Here is a 17,646-nt window from a genome sequence, read left to right on the forward strand (position 1 = left end):
ACAGCCTGTACCGGTCTACTGCACGCTGATACGTAACGCCGCCGCTGTCGCAAACGGACTCAACGTCGCGCTTCCCGCCAGTAGCGCGCCTAAAATCGCCATGTAACCGTCGACCGGTAAATGCATTGACGCCGCGTCCATAGCGGCGGTCGCAAAAATCAGTAGGGGAATGGTCAAGGGCAGCACCAGCACGCTCAGCAACACGCCGCCGCGCTTCAGCCCGACCGTGAGCCCCACCCCCGGCGCACCGAGAAAGCTCAGCGTCGGCGTTCCCAGCAAGAGCGTCAGCGCCATAATTTTCCAGCCGTAAATGTCCATGCCCAGCAGCAGCGCCACTAACGGAGAAAGGATCAACAGCGGTAAGCCCGTCACCACCCAGTGGGCCAGCACTTTCGCCAACACCACCACTGGCAGGGGGATCGGCAGCAACATCAGTTGTTCAAGGCTGCCGTCCTGCAGATCGTCGCGAAACAGTCGCTCCAGCGCCAGCAGTGAGGCCAGCAGTGCGGCGACCCAGATAATGCCAGGGGCAATACGCGCCAGCAGCTGTGGCTCGGGGCCGATGCTCAGGGGAAACAGCGTAATAACGATCAGGAAGAACCACAGCGGGTTGGCGATTTCCGCGCTATGGCGAAACGCGACGCGCAGCTCTTGCCGGAAAATACGCCACATCATGACGCTTCCCTCACAGCGTTAAGCGCGATGCGACGAATGCGATCTGCGGCGACGTTCAGCGGCTGGTGAGTGGTGAGGAGAACCATCCCCCCCTGGTCGGTATGTTGCGCCATGCGCTGCGTCAGGCGTTCAACGCCGTTCACATCGATCGCGGTAAAAGGTTCGTCGAGGATCCACAGCCGGGCGTGGGTCAACCACAAGCGCGCTAACGCCACCCGGCGCTGCTGACCGGCAGAAAGTTGATTAACGGGAAGATCTTCGTATCCGGCAAGACCAGCCTGCGCCAATGCCGCCAGGCACTGCGCGGTGTCGCCGTCCTGATGGAAAAAGCGCAGGTTCTCCAACGCCGTCAGCCGGGTTTTTATGCCCGGCTGATGTCCAATCCACAACAAATTTTGATGGTAGCTGTCCCGCACACGATGCAGCGGTTGCCCTTGCCAGCACACCTCCCCGGCGTCGGGGCGAGCAAGCCCCGTCAGCAACCGCAGCAGGGTTGTTTTCCCCGCGCCGTTGCGCCCGGTGATTTGTATCCACTCACCCGCGTTGACCCGGAATGACAAATCGCTGAATAAGATCCGCTCATCCCGTTCGCAGAGCAACTTTCTGGCTTCAAGCATACTACCCACTCATTACCATCCCGTCAGAAGCCCGGCTTAACGTCGCGCATATCGGGAAGCTTGTGGGCAATCCCTTTATGGCAGTCAATACAGGTTTGGCCGTCTTTCACCGCCTGGTCGTGCATTTTCGCCGCGACGCCTTTTTGGGCAGTTAAGTCCATGAATTCGAAGTTGTGACAATTGCGACACTCCTGCGAATTATTGTCTTTCATTCTTCGCCATTCGTTTTGCGCCATAGTGAGACGATGATCTTCGAATTTCTGCGGCGTATCGATCAGGCCGAGCGCTTTGGCATACAGTTCTTTGCTGGCCTTGATCTTGCGGATCATCTTCGGTCCCCATTCGTGCGGCACATGGCAGTCCGGACAGGTTGCGCGCACACCGCTGCGGTTGTTGTAGTGCACGGTTTCCATGTATTCCTGGTACACTGTGTTACGCATTTCGTGGCAGCTGATGCAGAACGCTTCGGTGTTGGCTTTTTCCATCCCGGTGTTGAATCCACCCCAGAAAATAATGCCGCCAACGAACCCGATTAACAGCAGCGTGCCCAGCGCCAGGCGACTGGGGCGACGCCACCATTGCCAGAGGCGCTTAATCCGGCCAGGTTTACGGTTAGCATTTTCCATAACGACCTCTTATTTTCCGTAACCTTTGGATGGCGTAAAGCTGTTGCCAACAATCGGCGCGGCATCGGCCTGCGGGACGTGACACTGCAAGCAGAAATAACGACGCGGCGCCACTTCCGCCAGCACTTTACCGTCGCTGTCCATAAAGTGCGTCGGGCTGATGCGCGGCGCGCCAGTGGTGCGATAGCTTTCTACGCCGTGGCATTGCAGACAGCGGTTAGTGTTAGTGGTCACCTGATAACCCTCGACGCTATGGGGAATCATCGGCGGCTGGTTGACATAATTCAGCGGCATACGCTCCTGCTCTTTCGGCATGCGAATCGCCCCTTCCTGCGTACCGGACACTTCCGGCGACTGGCTAAAATCCACTCCGTTTGCCGCCCAGACCGCGCCGCTGACTACCAGGGCAAGCAGGGCCGTCCATTGACACAGCGCTTTCTTCAGGTCATGGCTTTTCATGATTTCGCTCCCGAACTCCATCGTGTAGTTATTGTAAATACATCCTCAGAACAGACATCCACGCAGCGACCGCAGGTCATGCAATCGCGACTGGTGACCTGCACCGGGCTTTGCTCATCCAGCACCGGGGCACGTAGCACATGCGGTTCCGGGCAAACATGAAAACAGTCCATACAGCGGTTACATTTCTGTCGGTCAGTCGCCGCAACGGTTAATGCGCCTTTGCTACCCAGCACGCCATACAGCGCGCCTAAAGGACAGAGATGTCCGCACCAGCCGTGTTCAACGACCAGTAAATCAAACAAAAACAGAGCGATAATCAGCAGTGCGCCGCTACCAAAGCCCATCACCAGGCTACGCCCCATCAGGGAGACGGGGTTGATCCATTCCCACAGCAGCGTTCCGGTCAGGGCCGATCCGACCAGGACCACAACCAGCAGCACGTACCGTATATGACGCGGCAGCGTTGCGGACTGATTCAGGTCAAATCTTCTGCGCAGCCAGGCCGCAAAATCGGTCACGGGATTCAGCGGACAGACCCAACTGCAAAACAATCGCTTTCCTGCCAGGGCGTACAGCAGAGCAATAATCACCGCCCCGGTCAGCGCCAGCGCTGCGGGCAGATGACCGCTCGCCAGGCTTTGCAGGGTCATCAGCGGATCGGTCAGCGGGATGGTGTCCAGCAACAGGCTACCGGAGTAGTTGCCATGCAGGATCCACACCCCAAACCACGGTCCGCTAAGAAACATGCCCAGCACCGCAAACTGGCTGAGGCGGCGAAGCGCCAGCCAACGGTGACTGCGCCACCAGCCTTTTTTCGCCAGCGCTTCGCGCCCGGCGTCACGTTTACGATTTGCCATCGTTCCCCTCCAGCCAACCGAAGCGGTAATGGTGGCCTAACTCCCCTTTCGCCAACGACAGCGGCAGCACCTTGATGGCGGGCTGTTCCAGGACGCAGACTTTTTCGCACTTACCGCAGCCGGTACAGGCGTCGCTGTGAACGGTGGGAAGAAATCGCGCATGCTTGCCGGTACGCATATTGCGATCCAGCTCCAGCGTGATGGCCTCGTCGATTTTCGGGCACTCGCGATAACAGACGTCGCAACGCAGTCCCTGAAAGTTCAGGCAGTTTTCCTGATCCAACAGCACCGCCAGCCCCATGCGCGAGTCATCAATGGATTCGATGTCTTTATCCAGCGCTCCACTGGGGCAGACCCTGGCGCACGGAATGTCTTCGCACATTTCGCAGGGAATATCGCGGGCAACAAAATAGGGTGTTCCCGCCGACAAACCCGACGCCAGCGTCGCCAGCTTTAAGGTGTCGTACGGACACGCCTGTACGCACTGCCCGCAGCGCACGCAGGCGCTGGCGAACGCGTTTTCGCTCAGCGCGCCGGGCGGGCGCAGCCGCACGCCTGTGGCTTGCGCGGTCTGCTGTTGCAGCCCCAGCGCCACGCCTACAGCTGCCAGCCCGCCCGCTGTGCGAACCACGTCGCGCAGAAAGCGGCGGCGGCCATTTTGCGGTTTCGCTGACCGGGACATGATGGCTTACACCTTCGCCAGTTTCACGGCGCACTTCTTGAAATCCGTCTCTTTAGAGAGCGGATCCGTCGCATCCAGCGTCAGGTTGTTCACCAGCTGCGCGGCGTCGAAGAACGGCATGTACACCAGCCCCTGCGGCGGACGGTTACGTCCACGGGTTTCGACAATCGAAACAACCTCGCCACGACGGGAGATCACCTTCACTTTGTCGCCACGACGCAGATCGCGGGCTTTCGCATCCAACGGATGGATAAACAGCACCGCTTCCGGGAACGCGCGGTGCAATTCCGGCACGCGGCGGGTCATACTGCCGGTATGCCAGTGCTCCAGTACGCGGCCGGTTGAGAGCCACAGGTCATACTCTTTGTCAGGCGATTCGGCGGCTGGCTCAAACGGCAGCGCGAAGATCACCGCTTTGCCGTCTGGCTTGCCATAGAATTTGTAGCCCTCGCCCGCCTTCACGTACGGGTCATGACCTTCGCTGTAGCGCCACTGCGTCTCTTTGCCGTCCACTACCGGCCAGCGCAGCCCCCGCGCCTTGTGATAATCGTCGAACGGGGCCAGATCGTGACCGTGACCGCGTCCAAACCACGCGTATTCTTCGAACAGCCCTTTTTGCAGATAGAAGCCCAGCTCGCGGGACTCATCGTTAAGCTGATCCTCTTTCAGCTCCGCCACCGGGAACTTCGTGACCGCCGGGGTGGCAAACAGCACGTCGTACAGCGTTTTACCGCGCAGTTCCGGTTTCTTCGCCAGCAGTTCTTCCGGCCACACCTCCTCGGTTTTGAAACGGCGCGAGAACTGCACCAGTTGCCACAGGTCGGATTTAGCCTCACCCGGCGCTTTAATTTGCTGACGCCAGAACTGGGTGCGACGCTCGGCGTTGCCGTAAGCCCCCTCTTTTTCCACCCACATCGCAGTGGGCAGGATCAGGTCGGCGGCCAGCGCACTGACGGTCGGATACGGATCGGAGACAATGATAAAGTTGCGCGGATCGCGCCAGCCAGGCATACGCTCTTCATTGATGTTCGGACCGGCCTGCATATTGTTGGTACACATTGTCCAGTAGACGTTAAGCTTACCGTCTTTCAACGCCCGGTCCTGAGCGACAGCGTGAAGCCCCACCTTCGCCGGAATCGTCCCCGCCGGGATATTCCAGTGCTTCTCACAGATATCGCGGTGTTTTTCGTTGGTCACCACCATGTCCGCCGGCAGACGGTGAGAGAACGTCCCCACTTCACGCGCGGTGCCGCAGGCGGAAGGCTGACCGGTCAGCGAGAACGGTCCGCAACCCGGCTGGGCGATTTTGCCGGTCAACAGGTGAATGTTGTACACCAGGTTGTTGGCCCACACGCCGCGGGTATGCTGGTTGAAGCCCATCGTCCAGTAGGAGATCACTTTTTTATTCGGATCGGCGTACAGCTGCGCCAGTTTTTCCAGCTGATCTTTGGGCACGCCGGTCATTTCGGCGGTCTTGTCCAGTGTGTATTCCGCAACAAAGGCTTTGTAATCTTCAAAGCTCATCGGTTCGGAGGCGTCGGAGCCGGGGTTCTTCGCCGCTTTCTCCAGCGGATGGGTCGGACGCAGGCCGTAACCAATATCGGTCACCCCTTTGCGCACGTTGACGTGTTTACTGAAGAAATCCTGGTTAATCGCGTTGTTCTGAATGATGTAGTTCGCGATGTAGTTGAGGATCACCAGGTCAGTCTGCGGGGTGAAGATCATGCCGTTGTCCGCCAGCTCAAAGCTACGATGCTGGAAGGTGGACAGTACGGCGACGGTCACGTTCGGATCGGACAGACGACGGTTGGTGATGCGTGACCAGAGGATCGGGTGCATCTCCGCCATGTTGGCGCCCCACAGCACGAAAGCGTCGGTGTGCTCAATATCGTCATAGCAGCCCATCGGTTCATCCATCCCGAAGGTGCGCATAAAACCAACCACCGCCGACGCCATACAATGGCGGGCGTTTGGATCGATGTTGTTTGAACGAAAACCGGCTTTAAACAGTTTCGCCGCGGCGTAGCCTTCCCAGATGGTCCACTGACCGGAACCAAACATACCGATAGATTCCGGGCCTTTCTCTTTCAGTGAGGTTTTGAATTTCTCTTCCATCACGTCGAAAGCCTGATCCCAGCTGATCGGCGTAAATTCGCCGTCTTTGCTGTATTTTCCGTCTTTCATGCGCAGCAACGGCTGCGTTAAACGATCATCGCCGTACATGATTTTGGGCAGAAAGTAGCCCTTGATGCAGTTCAGACCACGGTTAACCGGCGCGTCCGGGTCGCCCTGACAGGCGACGATACGCCCCTGCTGGGTTCCCACCAGAACGCCACAGCCCGTACCGCAAAAACGGCAGGGCGCTTTATCCCATTTAATGGCTTCCTGCTGACCCACAACTGCGCGGGCGACGCCCGGCACGCTTAGCCCGGCAGCCGCCGCAGCGGCCGCAACGGCGTTAGCTTTCATAAAGCTACGACGACTGAGTTTCATGGTGTTTCCTCACCTTGCTCTTCCTGCTGGTGATAAACCAGCGACACCGCCAGCACGCCCGCAACGTTGCGTACCGACTCAATTGTTTGCATCAGCGTTTCACTGTGTTCTGCTTCGACGACCACAATCAGCTGACCGCTTTCGGTGTCACTGACCGCCACTTCGCAACCCGAAAAGGCGTTCACCCGCGCGCTGATATCCTGTAAATGTTCGCCTTTAGCCTGAACAATCAGGCTGCAGACCTGCCAGTTAGTGTGCATGGTTGTACTCCGCGGTAATGGCTGACACCGGACAGCTGGCGGCACACGCGCCGCATCCGTTACAGGCCAGATTGTCGAGCTGCGGTTGATATATGCCGGACAGCGTCGGGCGAAAGGTAATCGCCTGAGGCTCGCAGCTATCCTGACAGCGGCGGCATTCTACCGACTGGTACGCCAGACAGCCTTGCCCGAGAGTGAAAATCAGATCCCATGCCCTGGTGTGGCGCGGAAGAAAGAGAGATTCGGGGCAGGCCTGCGCGCACGCATAGCAGAAGCTGCATTCGTTTTGTTTGAAATTAACGCTCGGATAGCCGCCCGCGCCGCGTTGCAGGACGTCGTTTTCACACGCCTGGACACAGGCATCGCAGCGGGTGCAATGAGACAGAAAATGAGATTCTTCCCTGCTCCACGGCGGACGGATCCCGCTATTGGCGCTGCGCCAACTGCCTGTCAGTATGCCTCGACGGGATAGATCAACCATGGCATCGCCCTTCCATAAACGACGCTCCCCCAGGCGGGGTGAACGACAATAAAAACCGCATTACAACTACGTCATTATTATGTTGGCTAAGATATTAAAGGATGTGTCAGAGGTGCATACCCCAATCGGGGTAAAACAGGTGGTCGGATCAAAAGAGTGTTAAAGAAGCTTGTCAGAATGTGCTTCTGCGCACAAATCAAAGGGTTATATAATACTTTATACAGCAACAATTCATGTAAGCAATTTATCTTATACATATTAAATTATTCAGAATAAATCACCACTCTAAAACTCAACAAAGAGTTAATACACTTTAAAAATACGTAAAGCTGAAGTTATTGATTAAAGGAATGTGTTAGCCTGACCTTAAAACCGTTCATAAGACATAAAAGGAACACCTGTGAACTCAAAAATGAAGACAATTGTCCCTGCCGTTATGTTCGCTGCCTTCGCCAGTACCGCCACCTGGGCGGCCTCAACGGAGAGCAGCCCACAGCCACTGGAAAAAATCGCGCCGTATCCACAGGCGGAAAAAGGCATGAAGCGCCAGGTGATTCAGCTACCCCATCAGGAAGACGAATCTACCCTGAAAGTGGAACTGCTGATTGGCCAGACGCTGGAAGTCGACTGCAATCAGCACCGCCTGGGCGGCGAACTGGACAGCAAGACGCTGGAAGGCTGGGGCTATGACTATTATGTGTTTGATAAACTCACCTCGCCGGTTTCCACTATGATGGCCTGCCCGGACGGTAAGAAAGAGAAAAAATTTGTTACCGCTTATCTGGGCGACGACGGGATGCTGCGCTATAACAGCAAACTGCCGATCGTGGTCTATACCCCGGCGAACGTCGACGTGAAGTACCGTATCTGGAAAGCGGAAGAGAAAATTCAGGATGCGGTAGCGCGTTAAGGCACGGTTTATCGGCTGGCGGCACCGCCTCATCCGGCCTACGGATTTTCGTTGCAGGCCGGATGAGCGCAGCGCCAACCGCGACTCGGGATTAAAGCGCGATATCCGCCACTTCTTTACGCGCGGGCTGCGGTTGCGCCTGCGGTTTTAGCTGGGGTTTCGGCGCGGCGTCCGCGGCCTGCTGCGTATCGTATTTCAGACCAAGCACTTCGCTGGTGTACTGCAACTCCTGCTCCGTTGCCGCCACATTTCCGTTCAGTTTCGTGCCATAAGACGGAATAATCGTCTTCAGCTTCGCCTGCCATTCCGGAGTCGCCACCTTGTCTTTAAATACCGTTTCCATCAGGTGCAGCATGATCGGTGCTGCGGTGGAGGCGCCCGGCGATGCACCTAACAGCGCCGCAACGGTTCCTTCTTTATCGCTCACCACTTCTGTGCCCAGACGCAGCACGCCACCTTTGTCTTCATCACGCTTGATGATCTGCACGCGCTGGCCCGCCTGCCACAGACGCCAGTCTTCTTTTTTAGCCTGCGGATAATACGCTTTTAGTGCCTCAAAACGATCGTCGTCGCTCAGCATCACCTGGCTAATCAGGTATTTCACCAGATCGAAGTTATCCATTCCAACGTTCACCATCGGCATAAAGTTCGAGGTGGTGGTGGAGCTTAGCAGATCCCACAGCGAGCCGTTTTTCAGGAATTTTGTCGAGAAAGTGGCGAACGGCCCGAACAGCACCACGCGCTTACCGTCCAGCACGCGGGTATCGATATGCGGGACGGACATCGGCGGTGCGCCAACGGAAGCCTGACCGTATACTTTCGCCAGGTGGCGATTCACCACGTCCGGATTCTCCGCAACCAGGAACTGGCCGCCCACCGGGAAACCAGCATAGTCTTTAGCTTCAGGAATACCGGTTTCCTGCAGCAGCTTCAGCGCCGCACCGCCTGCGCCAATAAAGACAAACTTCGCTTTAATCTGATGTTCCGCTTCACCCTTTTTCAGATCCGCGACGGTAACCGTCCAGGTGTTGTCGCTGTTGCGTTTAAAGCCGCGCACTTCTGTATTCAGCTCCAGCGCAAAGTTAGGTTTTTTCTGCAGCGAGGCCACCAGCTGTCGCGTGATTTCACCATAGTTGACGTCCGTACCAATTTCGGTACGCGTGGCGGCCACTTTCTGGTTCGGGTCACGCCCTTCCATCACCAACGGCGCCCACTCTTTAATCTGCGCATGATCTTCGGAATAGCGCATTCCACGGAACAGCGTGCTCTGCTGTAGCGCGGCGTAGCGGGCACGCAGGAAGTTGACGTTCTCATCTCCCCAGACAAAGCTCATGTGCGGGACGGTGGTGATAAAGGAGCGCGGATCGTGCAGAACGTTGTTCTTCACCTGATGCGCCCAGAACTGACGGGAAATCTGGAAGGCTTCATTAATTTCGACTGCCTTTTCGGTACTGATGCTGCCGTCGGCTTTCTTAGGCGTATAGTTCAACTCCATCAGCGCCGAGTGCCCGGTGCCGGCGTTATTCCAGCCGTTCGAGCTTTCCTGCGCCACGCCGTCAAGGCGTTCCACCATGGTCATCGACCAGTCAGGTTCCAGTTCTTGCAGATAGGTTCCTAATGTGGCGCTCATGATGCCGCCGCCAATCAGCAGCACGTCCGTTTCCTGCTCTTCCGTCGCTTTCGCTTTTGCCGCCATAGAGACAGCATTCAGCCCCACGGCCATTGAGAAGAGCATGGCAGTCACTTTTTTCATATTGTAATGCCTTACTTTTAGTATCGTTTTTTTGCTTTTTGCAGGTGAAAATCGAGCGGCATCAACGTTAACATTTCAACAATAAGATTTAAATATTGTTTATAAATTATATTAAGATTTTAAAGATGTTATTAATACGTTGATTTTTTATAAGGATATTCACAAGATTTTCTGGAAACTCGCGCGCCAGGCAGGTACTATGCGACGCTTTGTTTCCATCGCACGGACGCCAGTCGGTCTGCTGTTATCAGGCCATTTCCGACCTGAGAGTATTTATGTCTGTAACCCCTTCTTCTGCCGTCGCGGCAGACAACACCGTCAGCGGTGTCATGCGCTCGCCACGCCTGCTGGCGCGCGAAACGCTGGCGGGCGTGATCACCGCGCTGGCGCTGATCCCCGAAGTGATTTCCTTTTCCGTTATCGCTGGCGTTGATCCGAAAGTCAGCCTGATCGCCTCGGTGGTGCTATGCCTGGCGATGTCGGTACTCGGCGGTCGTCCGGCGATGGTAACCGCCGCCGCAGGCTCCGTGGCGCTGGTAATTGGTCCGATGGTGCATCAGCACGGCGTAGGATACATCCTGCCAGCGGTCATTCTGGCCGGGTTGATTCAAATCCTGTTCGGCGTGACCGGTATGGCGCGTCTGATGCGCTTTATCCCCTCTGCGGTGATGACCGGCTTTGTCAACGCCCTCGGTATTTTAATTTTCTTCGCCCAGGTTCCCCATTTCTGGAGTAAAAGCCCGTTAATCTGGGGATTGTTTGCCCTGACGCTGTTGATCGTGCTGTGGGCGCCGCAGTTTATCAAAAGCGTTCCCGCGCCGCTGATCGCCATTGTGTTATTGACGGTGTTTACGGTGACCACCGGTCAGATCCTGCCGACGGTGGGCGATGAAGGCTCAATGAGCGGCGGACTCCCCGGACTGACGCAACTGCGGGTGCCGCTGAATCTGGATACGCTGATCATTATCTGGCCGTGCGCGCTGAGCATCGCGTTTGTCGGTCTAATGGAGTCGCTGCTGACCGCGAAGCTGGTCGACGACCTGACGGTCACGCCGTCAAACAAAAATCGCGAAAGCGCCGGTCTGGGCATCGCCAATATCTGCGCCGGTTTTTACGGTGGGATCGCAGGCTGCGCGATGATCGGCCAGACCATCGTCAACGTTGAGATGGGGAAAGGACGCAGCCGCGTATCGACTTTCGCCGCGGGTGTGGTGTTGCTTCTGCTGGTTACGGCTCTGAGCGAGGTGATGGCAAAAATCCCCATGTCGGTGCTGGCGGGGATCATGGTGATTGTGGCGGTAAAAACCTTTAGCTGGCACAGCATTCAGCCCAGCACGCTGTCAACTCTGCCCGTCACAGAAACGCTGGTGATGCTGGTCACCGTGGGCGCAACGGTTTCTACCGACAACCTGGCGATTGGCGTGGTTGCCGGTGTGCTGGCGATGGGCCTGTTTCCGCGCGTTATCAGAAGTAAAAAACGCGCTACAGAAGAAACAGCGTCGCCAGCCCAAGAAAAATAAAGAAGCCGCCGGTATCGGTAATCGCGGTAATCATGACGCTCGAGCCGACCGCCGGGTCGCGCCCGAGCCTGACCATCGTCATAGGGATGATGACCCCCATCAGCGCCGCCACCAGCAGGTTGAGCACCATCGCCAGGGTCATCACGCCGCCGAGCGCCATGTCGTCATACAACCACCAGGTGATGCCGCCCATAATCCCGCCCCAGACGAGACCATTCACCAGCGCGACGCCCATTTCACGCAGGATCAAAAAGCTCAGGTTACCGGGCTGAATGTTCTGCAACGCCAGCGCGCGGACGATCATGGTGATGGTCTGATTGCCGGTATTACCGCCTATCCCGGCAACGATAGGCATCAGCGAGGCCAGCGCCACCAGCTGCGAGATGGTATGTTCAAACCCATCGATGACCCGCGAGGCGATGAACGCCGTACAGAGGTTGACAGCCAACCACGCCCAGCGCGTTTTTACCGCTTTCGGCACTGGGGCAAAGACGTCTTCCTCGGCGCTCAGCCCCCCCATCCGCCGGAGATCGCTGTCGGTTTCTTCGTACACCACGTCGACGATCTCATCAATGGTTAAGCGCCCCATCAGCTTGCCAGCGGGATCCACCACCGCCGCGCTGACCAGGTTGTCACGTTCAAACGTGCGCGCCGCGTTTTCCGCGATATCTTCCGGCTCAAAGGTCAGGGGATCGTTATCCATGACCTCGCTGACCTGGCGCTGTACGTCGTTGAGTAAAATGCAGGTCAGGGACAACTCCCCAACCAGCGTTTTATCGCGACGGGTGACGAACAGTTTGTCGGTGTTCTCAGGCATCTTGCCCAGCCGGCGCAAATAACGCTGCACCGCCTGCAGAGTCACGTCGGGACGCACGGTAATGACCTCGAACTCCATGATCGCGCCGACGCGGTTCTTTTCGTAATGCATCACCTGGCGCACGCGGGCGCGCTCGTCCGCCGGTAATGACGCCAGCAGTCGTCCGGTCAGGTTTCTCGGCAGGTGCTGCACCAGATAGATCTGTTCGTCAATGTCCAGATATTGCAGGGCATCGAGCAGTTCCCTGTCGGTCATTTCGTCGATCAGGTCATCCCAGACGCTTTCCGACGCTTCGAGCAGCACGTAACCGCGCTTTGCCTTATCAACCAGGTGCCACAGCGCGTGGCGTTCCTCTGATGGCAGCGCTTCAAGGGTATCCGCCAAATCCGGCGGCGGCAGATGGGCGACCAGAGCGCCTACCTCAGCAATATCGTCGGCAAGCGTACCGACATCATATTGCTCAGCCAGGGTGAGTTTGCCCAGTAAGGTGGAAACGACCGCTTTGTCGGTCGTGAGAAGCCAGATCAGGCGCGCACGTTCTTCATCGCGCAGCCTTGCGCTGTTTTTGGTTTTTACAGACATTAATCATAAATCCATGATATGAGTTGCCATTAAGCATGGTGCGAGATGATGTAAATAACAATAAACGGCATTAGCGGACGGATAAAAAAACGGCAGGCGACAATCCGCTCACCCAACGTGCGCAGGGCCATCGGGCGAACGGTTGTCAGCTTCAGGCGGTACGCGCCACCGCATCACGCGACGCAGCGTCGCGCTCATCGCCCACCAGCTCGCTCAGTTGACCGTTACGCATTTCCAGCAGGCGGTCGGCGTGTACAAAGTAGTGATCGTCGTGGCTAATGGCGAAAATGGTTTTCCCCATCTCCTGCATCAGCGGCAGCAGCACCTGATAAAATTCGCGGCGAAAGTGCGGGTCCTGGTCAGCCGCCCATTCATCAAGCAGAATGATGTCCCGCTCTTCCGCCAGCGCCAGCAGCAGCGCCACGCGCTTTTTTTGCCCTTTTGACAGTTTAAGATTCAGGATCCGCCCGTCGCGCAGTTCCAGCTTGTGCGCCATTTTCAGGTGCGCGAGCCACTTCTCAACCAGCGCCGGATCTGCCGGTTTGCCTTCCGGACCAAGCAGTTGATCAAACAACCAGACGTCGGTAAATACCGCCGAAAACAGCTTACGGTAATCTTCCGGTTTCTCTGCGGATAGTGGCTTGCCGTCGAGCAGAATTTCGCCGGACTGCGGCTGGTACAGCCCCGTCAGCAACATCGCCAGCGTCGACTTGCCGCTGCCGTTACCGCCGATCAAAAACAGCAGTTCGCCGCGATGAAGGGTAAGGTTCACTGGCCCCACGGCAAAGGCGTTGTCCTGATAGTGAAAGGTGACGTCGCGCAGTTCAAGGGTTTTCCAGTCCGCGAACGCCTGCGGGCGGGGAAATTCCGCTCTGAACGGCGCCAGCGCGAATGTGTTCAGCTTGTTAAAGGCCACCTGAGCCGTCAGCAGCGTCGGCAATGCCCCTACCGCCGACAGCAGCGGCGTACGCAGGAACAGCAGCGTCAGCGAATACGTGGCCGCGACGTTGGTATCCGCCCAGCCAAGACTATTCGCCATCCAGAACACCAGGCCAATGGCGCCGAGCATCATAATATTCGACCAGTTCACTGCACTCAGATGGAACGTATCGGCGCGAATAATATGGTGGCGATACTCCCGCGCGTCCGGCACGTACAGATGATTAAAGATCTGTTCGGCCCGCTCGCGGTTGAGGGTCAGCTCCTTGCGCCCTTCCAGCACCGTCTGATAGTCGTTGTACAGCTTATCTTCCGTCTCACGCAGCGTCGCCATATGTCGGTAGACCCGCGCAACAAGCACGAACCCGCCCCAGATGGTGATCGCCATCCAGATTGCGGTCACCAGCAACATTTTGGTCGACAGCGTCGCCAGATATGCCGCGGACCCCACGGTGAGGATAATCCCCTGTACCAGCTCCGGCAGACGCACAAAAGCGATAGTAATGTTACGGATATCGCTGGTCAGTCCGGCCAGCAACGACGCGCTACCGAGCTGTTCGATGCGCTCGACGTGGGTATCCAGAATACGCTTGATGAACTCACTGCGCAGACGATAGACAAAGTGATGGCCGAGGGTGGTTAACGCCAGCTGCGAACCCAGCGTTACCGCCATCAGCAACAGTAATAAACCGAGGAATTCCGGTAACACCAGGAGCGACGTATCCGCCGTTTCGATCAGCCGCTGATTAATAAAGGCAATCAGCCCGATACCTAACGCGGCGCTGGCGAGGCTGAGCGCCATCACGCCGATAAATGGCCAGCGATACTGCCGCCAGACAAGAAGAAGGAGTTCCATTGAGACTACCCGGACAAGGAATAACTGCCCGCAGTTTAAACATCTCAACGCGATCGGCAATAATAATTCTTATTTTTATTCTTTTTTACCCGCCTGACGAAAGGTGAGATTGTAGCGGCAGTTTCCGGTTAACGGGTGAAGCCCGTTCTTCAGCGGTTGAATGCCATGATAAAACAGCCGCGATTCGCCCCCCCATACCACCACATCACCATGTTCCAGCATGAGGCGTTTCAGCGGATCGCTGCGCTTCAGGCCGCCGAACTGAAAAATGGCAGGCAGGCCCAGCGACACCGAGACAATCGGCGCGCGCAAATCCGGCTCGTCTTTATCCTGATGCAGCGACAGCTTCGCGCCAGGCGCGTAGCGGTTGATCAGGCAGGCGTCCGGCTGGAAATCCGTATAGCCCGCCGCCGTCGCCGCCCGCAGGCAAAGTTCGACAAACGATGCCGGAAAGGGCGGCCAGGCGTGACCAGTGAGTGGATCAATAGAGGAATAGACATAGCCGCGTCGATCGGTGGTCCAGCCCAGTTGTCCGCAGTTGGTCATCGCCACCGACATGGTGTAACCGCCGGGCGTGACCATCTGGCGAAACGGCGAACGGCTGGCCACCGCGTCGATATCCAGCATTAACCTCTGCGCCGCGCTGAAGGCAAAACGGCGCAGGATTGTCGCGCCGGGCGCCAGCGGCTCCTGCCAGGGTTGTGAATCGGCAAACAGATCGAGCATTATGACTCCTTATCTGATGACTCCCGCCGCAGCAGTTGCGCTTTGCGCGCTACCCCCCAGCGATAGCCCGAAAGCGCGCCATCGCCCCGCACCACCCGATGGCAAGGAATGACGATCGCCAGTTTGTTCGCCCCGCAGGCGCTGGCAACGGCGCGTACCGCTTTCGGTTTGCCGAGCGCGGCGGCCAGTTGCTGATAACTGACCGTTTCACCACAAGGAATGGCGCGCAGCGCCTGCCAGACCTGCTGCTGAAAAGCCGTGCCCTGAATATCCAGCGGCAGCGATAGCGGCACATCGCGCCCGTCAATACTGGCGATCACCTGACGCACACGCTGGTGAAACGCCTCATCAGCCGGTTCGCCGCGCGCCGACGGGAACAGCGCGCGCAGTTCGGCGATCAAACCTGCGTCGTCATCACCCAGCAAGATTGCACAGATCCCGCGTTCGCTTTCCGCCACCAGGCAGCGCCCCAGCGCGCAGTCTGCAAGCGTATAGCGAACCGTCAGCCGTTCACCGCCGCGGCGAAACTGCGTTGCCGTCATCCCCAGCGCCGTATCGGCGTGACGGTAATAGCTGCTACTGTCAGGGAAACCGGCGTCGAGAATCGCCTGCGTGACGCTCTCCCCTTTGCCCAGCGCGTCGCGTAACCGACGCGCGCGCCAGGCCTGCTGCCAGGCTTTCGGCGTCATGCCGGTGGCGGCCTTGAACAGGCGGTGAAAATGGTACGGGCTCATTGCCACTTGCTGTGCCAGCGCCGCCAGCGTGATGGGATTATCCTGCTCCAGCAACTGGCAGGCGCGGGTGATGTTATCCAGTCGGTGCTGCCGGGGATGGGCTTTATCCGGCTGACAGCGCTTACAGGGACGAAACCCTGCGGATAACGCGGCCTGCGCATCGGGAAAAAAGCGCACGTTTTTACGCAACGCGTGCTTAGCGCTGCAGGATGGCCGACAAAAAATGCCGGTGGTCTGTACCGCAAAGACAAACTGGCCGTCAGCGGCAGCGCTGCGTGCGAGCACAGCCTGCCAGCATTCATCAGGATTGTTCGACAGATTCGGTTTCATACGGGACTCCTTAAATAAGAGCCTAACCTAAGAGACGTCATTGTGGCAGAGTTTCAACACGGACAGCGCGGAAGAACCGGAGCGTACACGGCGTACGGGAGGATCCTGAGCACTGCCGGAGGCAAAATGCCAAATAACATCGTCTATTGGGCCAGGCTCCTGGCATAGTGCCTGCTTAACGACAGTATGTTCGAAACCCCTTTCGCAAAAACCCGCAATCTTGCTGTTTAATTTTGTTCACCGATCAGAAAGGCGGAAAACTGTGGCGACATCCAGGTTTTAAAGTCCTCGCCCTCTTTGGTGATCATGTACACCGCCAGCCCTTCGCGGCGCACGACTTCTTTCGCTTTCTCGGCGCCGAGCACCATCAACCCGGTGTCCCAGCCGTCCGCTTCCAGCGCCGTCGGGGCGATAACCGTGACCGAAACCAGATTATGTTCAATAGGGCGGCCGGTCTGCGGATCGATAACATGCGAAAGCCGCTTACCGTCCACTTCATAATAGTTGCGATAACTGCCGGAGGTGCTGATGCCATGACCATTAATGTCCACCACCGCCTGAACGGCGTTTTCGCGATCGGTCGGTTTCTGGATCGCCACCCGCCACGGACGCCCTTCGGCGTTCATACCGCGACTGTTTAACGCTCCGCCAACGGAAACCAGATAACGCGCGATGCCTTCCTGCTCCATGAGCCGCGCCAGATGATCCGCCGCATAGCCCTCCCCCACTGTGGACAAATCAACATACAGATCCGGCAGATCTTTTTGCAGGTACTGCTGATGCGCCTGATTAATCACCGTCAGGTGCTGAAGTCCGGTTTTCGCCTTCGCCGCATCGATCTGCGCCTGAGTGGGTACCTGCACCGGCTGTTTGTCCGGACCAAATCCCCAGAGATTCACCAGCGGACCGACGGTAATGTCCATCGCCCCCTGGGTTTTGTCGCCAATACGCAGCGAAGTGGTGATGATGTCCGCCATCGCCTCGCTAACTGGCCAGGGCGTGAGGCTTTTGGTGTGGTTAAAGCGCATCAACGCGGAATCATTTTTATACGTCGAGAGAAGCCGATCGTCAGCATCCAGCTGCGCCTGGATCCGGTTACGCAGTTTCTCTGCCCGCGCGGCGTCTATATCAACCACGCTCACGCGCCAGAACGTGCCCATGGTTTTACCTTCAAGCATCACCGGCGCCGATGCGGGAACCTGCGTCGCGTCAGGCGCGCTATCGCACCCGGTAAAAAAAAGCGTGGCGGCAAGGAGGGCCATCCGCGCAAAAGAAATTTCCATTGGTGATTGTCCTTCTGCGAAATTGCGCAAGGTTACACTAAAA

General features: G+C 57.4%; 17 protein-coding genes. 2 read left to right on the forward strand and 15 right to left on the reverse strand.

The annotated features are described in order from the left end of the window. Positions 1–15: 15 nt before the first annotated feature. Genes ccmB through napF form a run of 9 tightly spaced genes read right to left on the reverse strand, consistent with a single transcriptional unit; the run spans position 16 to position 7,153 of the window. On the reverse strand, positions 16–675 hold the full coding sequence (gene ccmB / locus CSE01S_RS15885) for a heme exporter protein CcmB (RefSeq protein ID WP_042290527.1): 660 nt from the start codon (positions 673–675) through the stop codon (positions 16–18). Then, positions 672–1,292 (reverse strand): cytochrome c biogenesis heme-transporting ATPase CcmA, encoded by a 621-nt coding sequence (gene ccmA, locus CSE01S_RS15890; protein WP_042290530.1) that lies wholly within the window; start codon positions 1,290–1,292, stop codon positions 672–674. The genes ccmB and ccmA overlap by 4 nt, the downstream gene beginning before the upstream one ends. 23 nt (positions 1,293–1,315) lie before the next feature. Next, positions 1,316–1,918: a cytochrome c-type protein NapC gene (gene napC, locus CSE01S_RS15895; RefSeq protein ID WP_042290532.1), complete on the reverse strand. Its 603-nt coding sequence runs from the start codon at positions 1,916–1,918 to the stop codon at positions 1,316–1,318. 9 nt (positions 1,919–1,927) lie between these two features. Beyond that, complete coding sequence (gene napB, locus CSE01S_RS15900) at positions 1,928–2,377, reverse strand: nitrate reductase cytochrome c-type subunit (RefSeq protein WP_042290535.1); 450 nt, start codon at positions 2,375–2,377, stop codon at positions 1,928–1,930. Then, complete coding sequence (gene napH, locus CSE01S_RS15905; protein ID WP_042290537.1) at positions 2,374–3,237, reverse strand: quinol dehydrogenase ferredoxin subunit NapH; 864 nt, start codon at positions 3,235–3,237, stop codon at positions 2,374–2,376. The genes napB and napH overlap by 4 nt, the downstream gene beginning before the upstream one ends. Continuing rightward, the gene (napG, locus tag CSE01S_RS15910) at positions 3,224–3,919 is read right to left on the reverse strand and encodes a ferredoxin-type protein NapG (protein ID WP_042290539.1); all 696 of its coding nucleotides are present in this window, start codon (positions 3,917–3,919) and stop codon (positions 3,224–3,226) included. The genes napH and napG overlap by 14 nt, the downstream gene beginning before the upstream one ends. Before the next feature lie 6 nt (positions 3,920–3,925). Next, positions 3,926–6,412: a nitrate reductase catalytic subunit NapA gene (gene napA / locus CSE01S_RS15915; RefSeq protein ID WP_042290541.1), complete on the reverse strand. Its 2,487-nt coding sequence runs from the start codon at positions 6,410–6,412 to the stop codon at positions 3,926–3,928. After that, a complete protein-coding gene (gene napD / locus CSE01S_RS15920; protein ID WP_042290545.1) occupies positions 6,409–6,672 on the reverse strand; it encodes a chaperone NapD in 264 nt (87 codons plus the stop codon). The genes napA and napD overlap by 4 nt, the downstream gene beginning before the upstream one ends. Then, positions 6,662–7,153, reverse strand: coding sequence for a ferredoxin-type protein NapF (gene napF, locus CSE01S_RS15925; RefSeq protein WP_042290548.1), 492 nt, complete (start codon positions 7,151–7,153; stop codon positions 6,662–6,664). The genes napD and napF overlap by 11 nt, the downstream gene beginning before the upstream one ends. 412 nt (positions 7,154–7,565) lie before the next feature. Here napF and eco point away from each other — a divergent pair, with 412 nt between their 5' ends. Next, positions 7,566–8,063, forward strand: a complete 498-nt coding sequence (gene eco, locus CSE01S_RS15930) for a serine protease inhibitor ecotin (protein ID WP_042290942.1) — start codon at positions 7,566–7,568, stop codon at positions 8,061–8,063. A gap of 91 nt (positions 8,064–8,154) precedes the next feature. On the opposite strand, the gene mqo is transcribed toward eco, so the two are convergent. Then, positions 8,155–9,816: a malate dehydrogenase (quinone) gene (gene mqo, locus CSE01S_RS15935; RefSeq protein WP_042290551.1), complete on the reverse strand. Its 1,662-nt coding sequence runs from the start codon at positions 9,814–9,816 to the stop codon at positions 8,155–8,157. A 275-nt stretch (positions 9,817–10,091) separates the two neighbouring features. Between mqo and CSE01S_RS15940 the strand changes: the two genes are divergently transcribed. Then, a complete protein-coding gene (locus CSE01S_RS15940; protein WP_042290553.1) occupies positions 10,092–11,336 on the forward strand; it encodes a SulP family inorganic anion transporter in 1,245 nt (414 codons plus the stop codon). On the opposite strand, the gene mgtE is transcribed toward CSE01S_RS15940, so the two are convergent. From mgtE to apbE, 5 genes are all read right to left on the reverse strand, one after another. Further along, entirely contained in the window at positions 11,299–12,735 is a 1,437-nt protein-coding gene (gene mgtE / locus CSE01S_RS15945; RefSeq protein ID WP_042290555.1) for a magnesium transporter, read from the reverse strand. The genes CSE01S_RS15940 and mgtE overlap by 38 nt on opposite strands. A 151-nt stretch (positions 12,736–12,886) precedes the next feature. Further along, positions 12,887–14,530: a multidrug ABC transporter permease/ATP-binding protein gene (locus tag CSE01S_RS15950; RefSeq protein ID WP_042290557.1), complete on the reverse strand. Its 1,644-nt coding sequence runs from the start codon at positions 14,528–14,530 to the stop codon at positions 12,887–12,889. A 75-nt stretch (positions 14,531–14,605) separates the two neighbouring features. Beyond that, on the reverse strand, positions 14,606–15,256 hold the full coding sequence (gene alkB / locus CSE01S_RS15955; protein WP_042290559.1) for a DNA oxidative demethylase AlkB: 651 nt from the start codon (positions 15,254–15,256) through the stop codon (positions 14,606–14,608). Then, positions 15,256–16,320, reverse strand: coding sequence for a bifunctional DNA-binding transcriptional regulator/O6-methylguanine-DNA methyltransferase Ada (gene ada / locus CSE01S_RS15960; protein WP_042290563.1), 1,065 nt, complete (start codon positions 16,318–16,320; stop codon positions 15,256–15,258). The genes alkB and ada overlap by 1 nt, the downstream gene beginning before the upstream one ends. A 227-nt stretch (positions 16,321–16,547) precedes the next feature. Then, positions 16,548–17,603 (reverse strand): FAD:protein FMN transferase ApbE, encoded by a 1,056-nt coding sequence (apbE, locus tag CSE01S_RS15965; RefSeq protein WP_042290567.1) that lies wholly within the window; start codon positions 17,601–17,603, stop codon positions 16,548–16,550. Positions 17,604–17,646: the final 43 nt, after the last annotated feature.

Source organism: Citrobacter sedlakii NBRC 105722 (genome assembly GCF_000759835.1).
Taxonomy (GTDB): Bacteria; Pseudomonadota; Gammaproteobacteria; order Enterobacterales; family Enterobacteriaceae; genus Citrobacter_A; species Citrobacter_A sedlakii.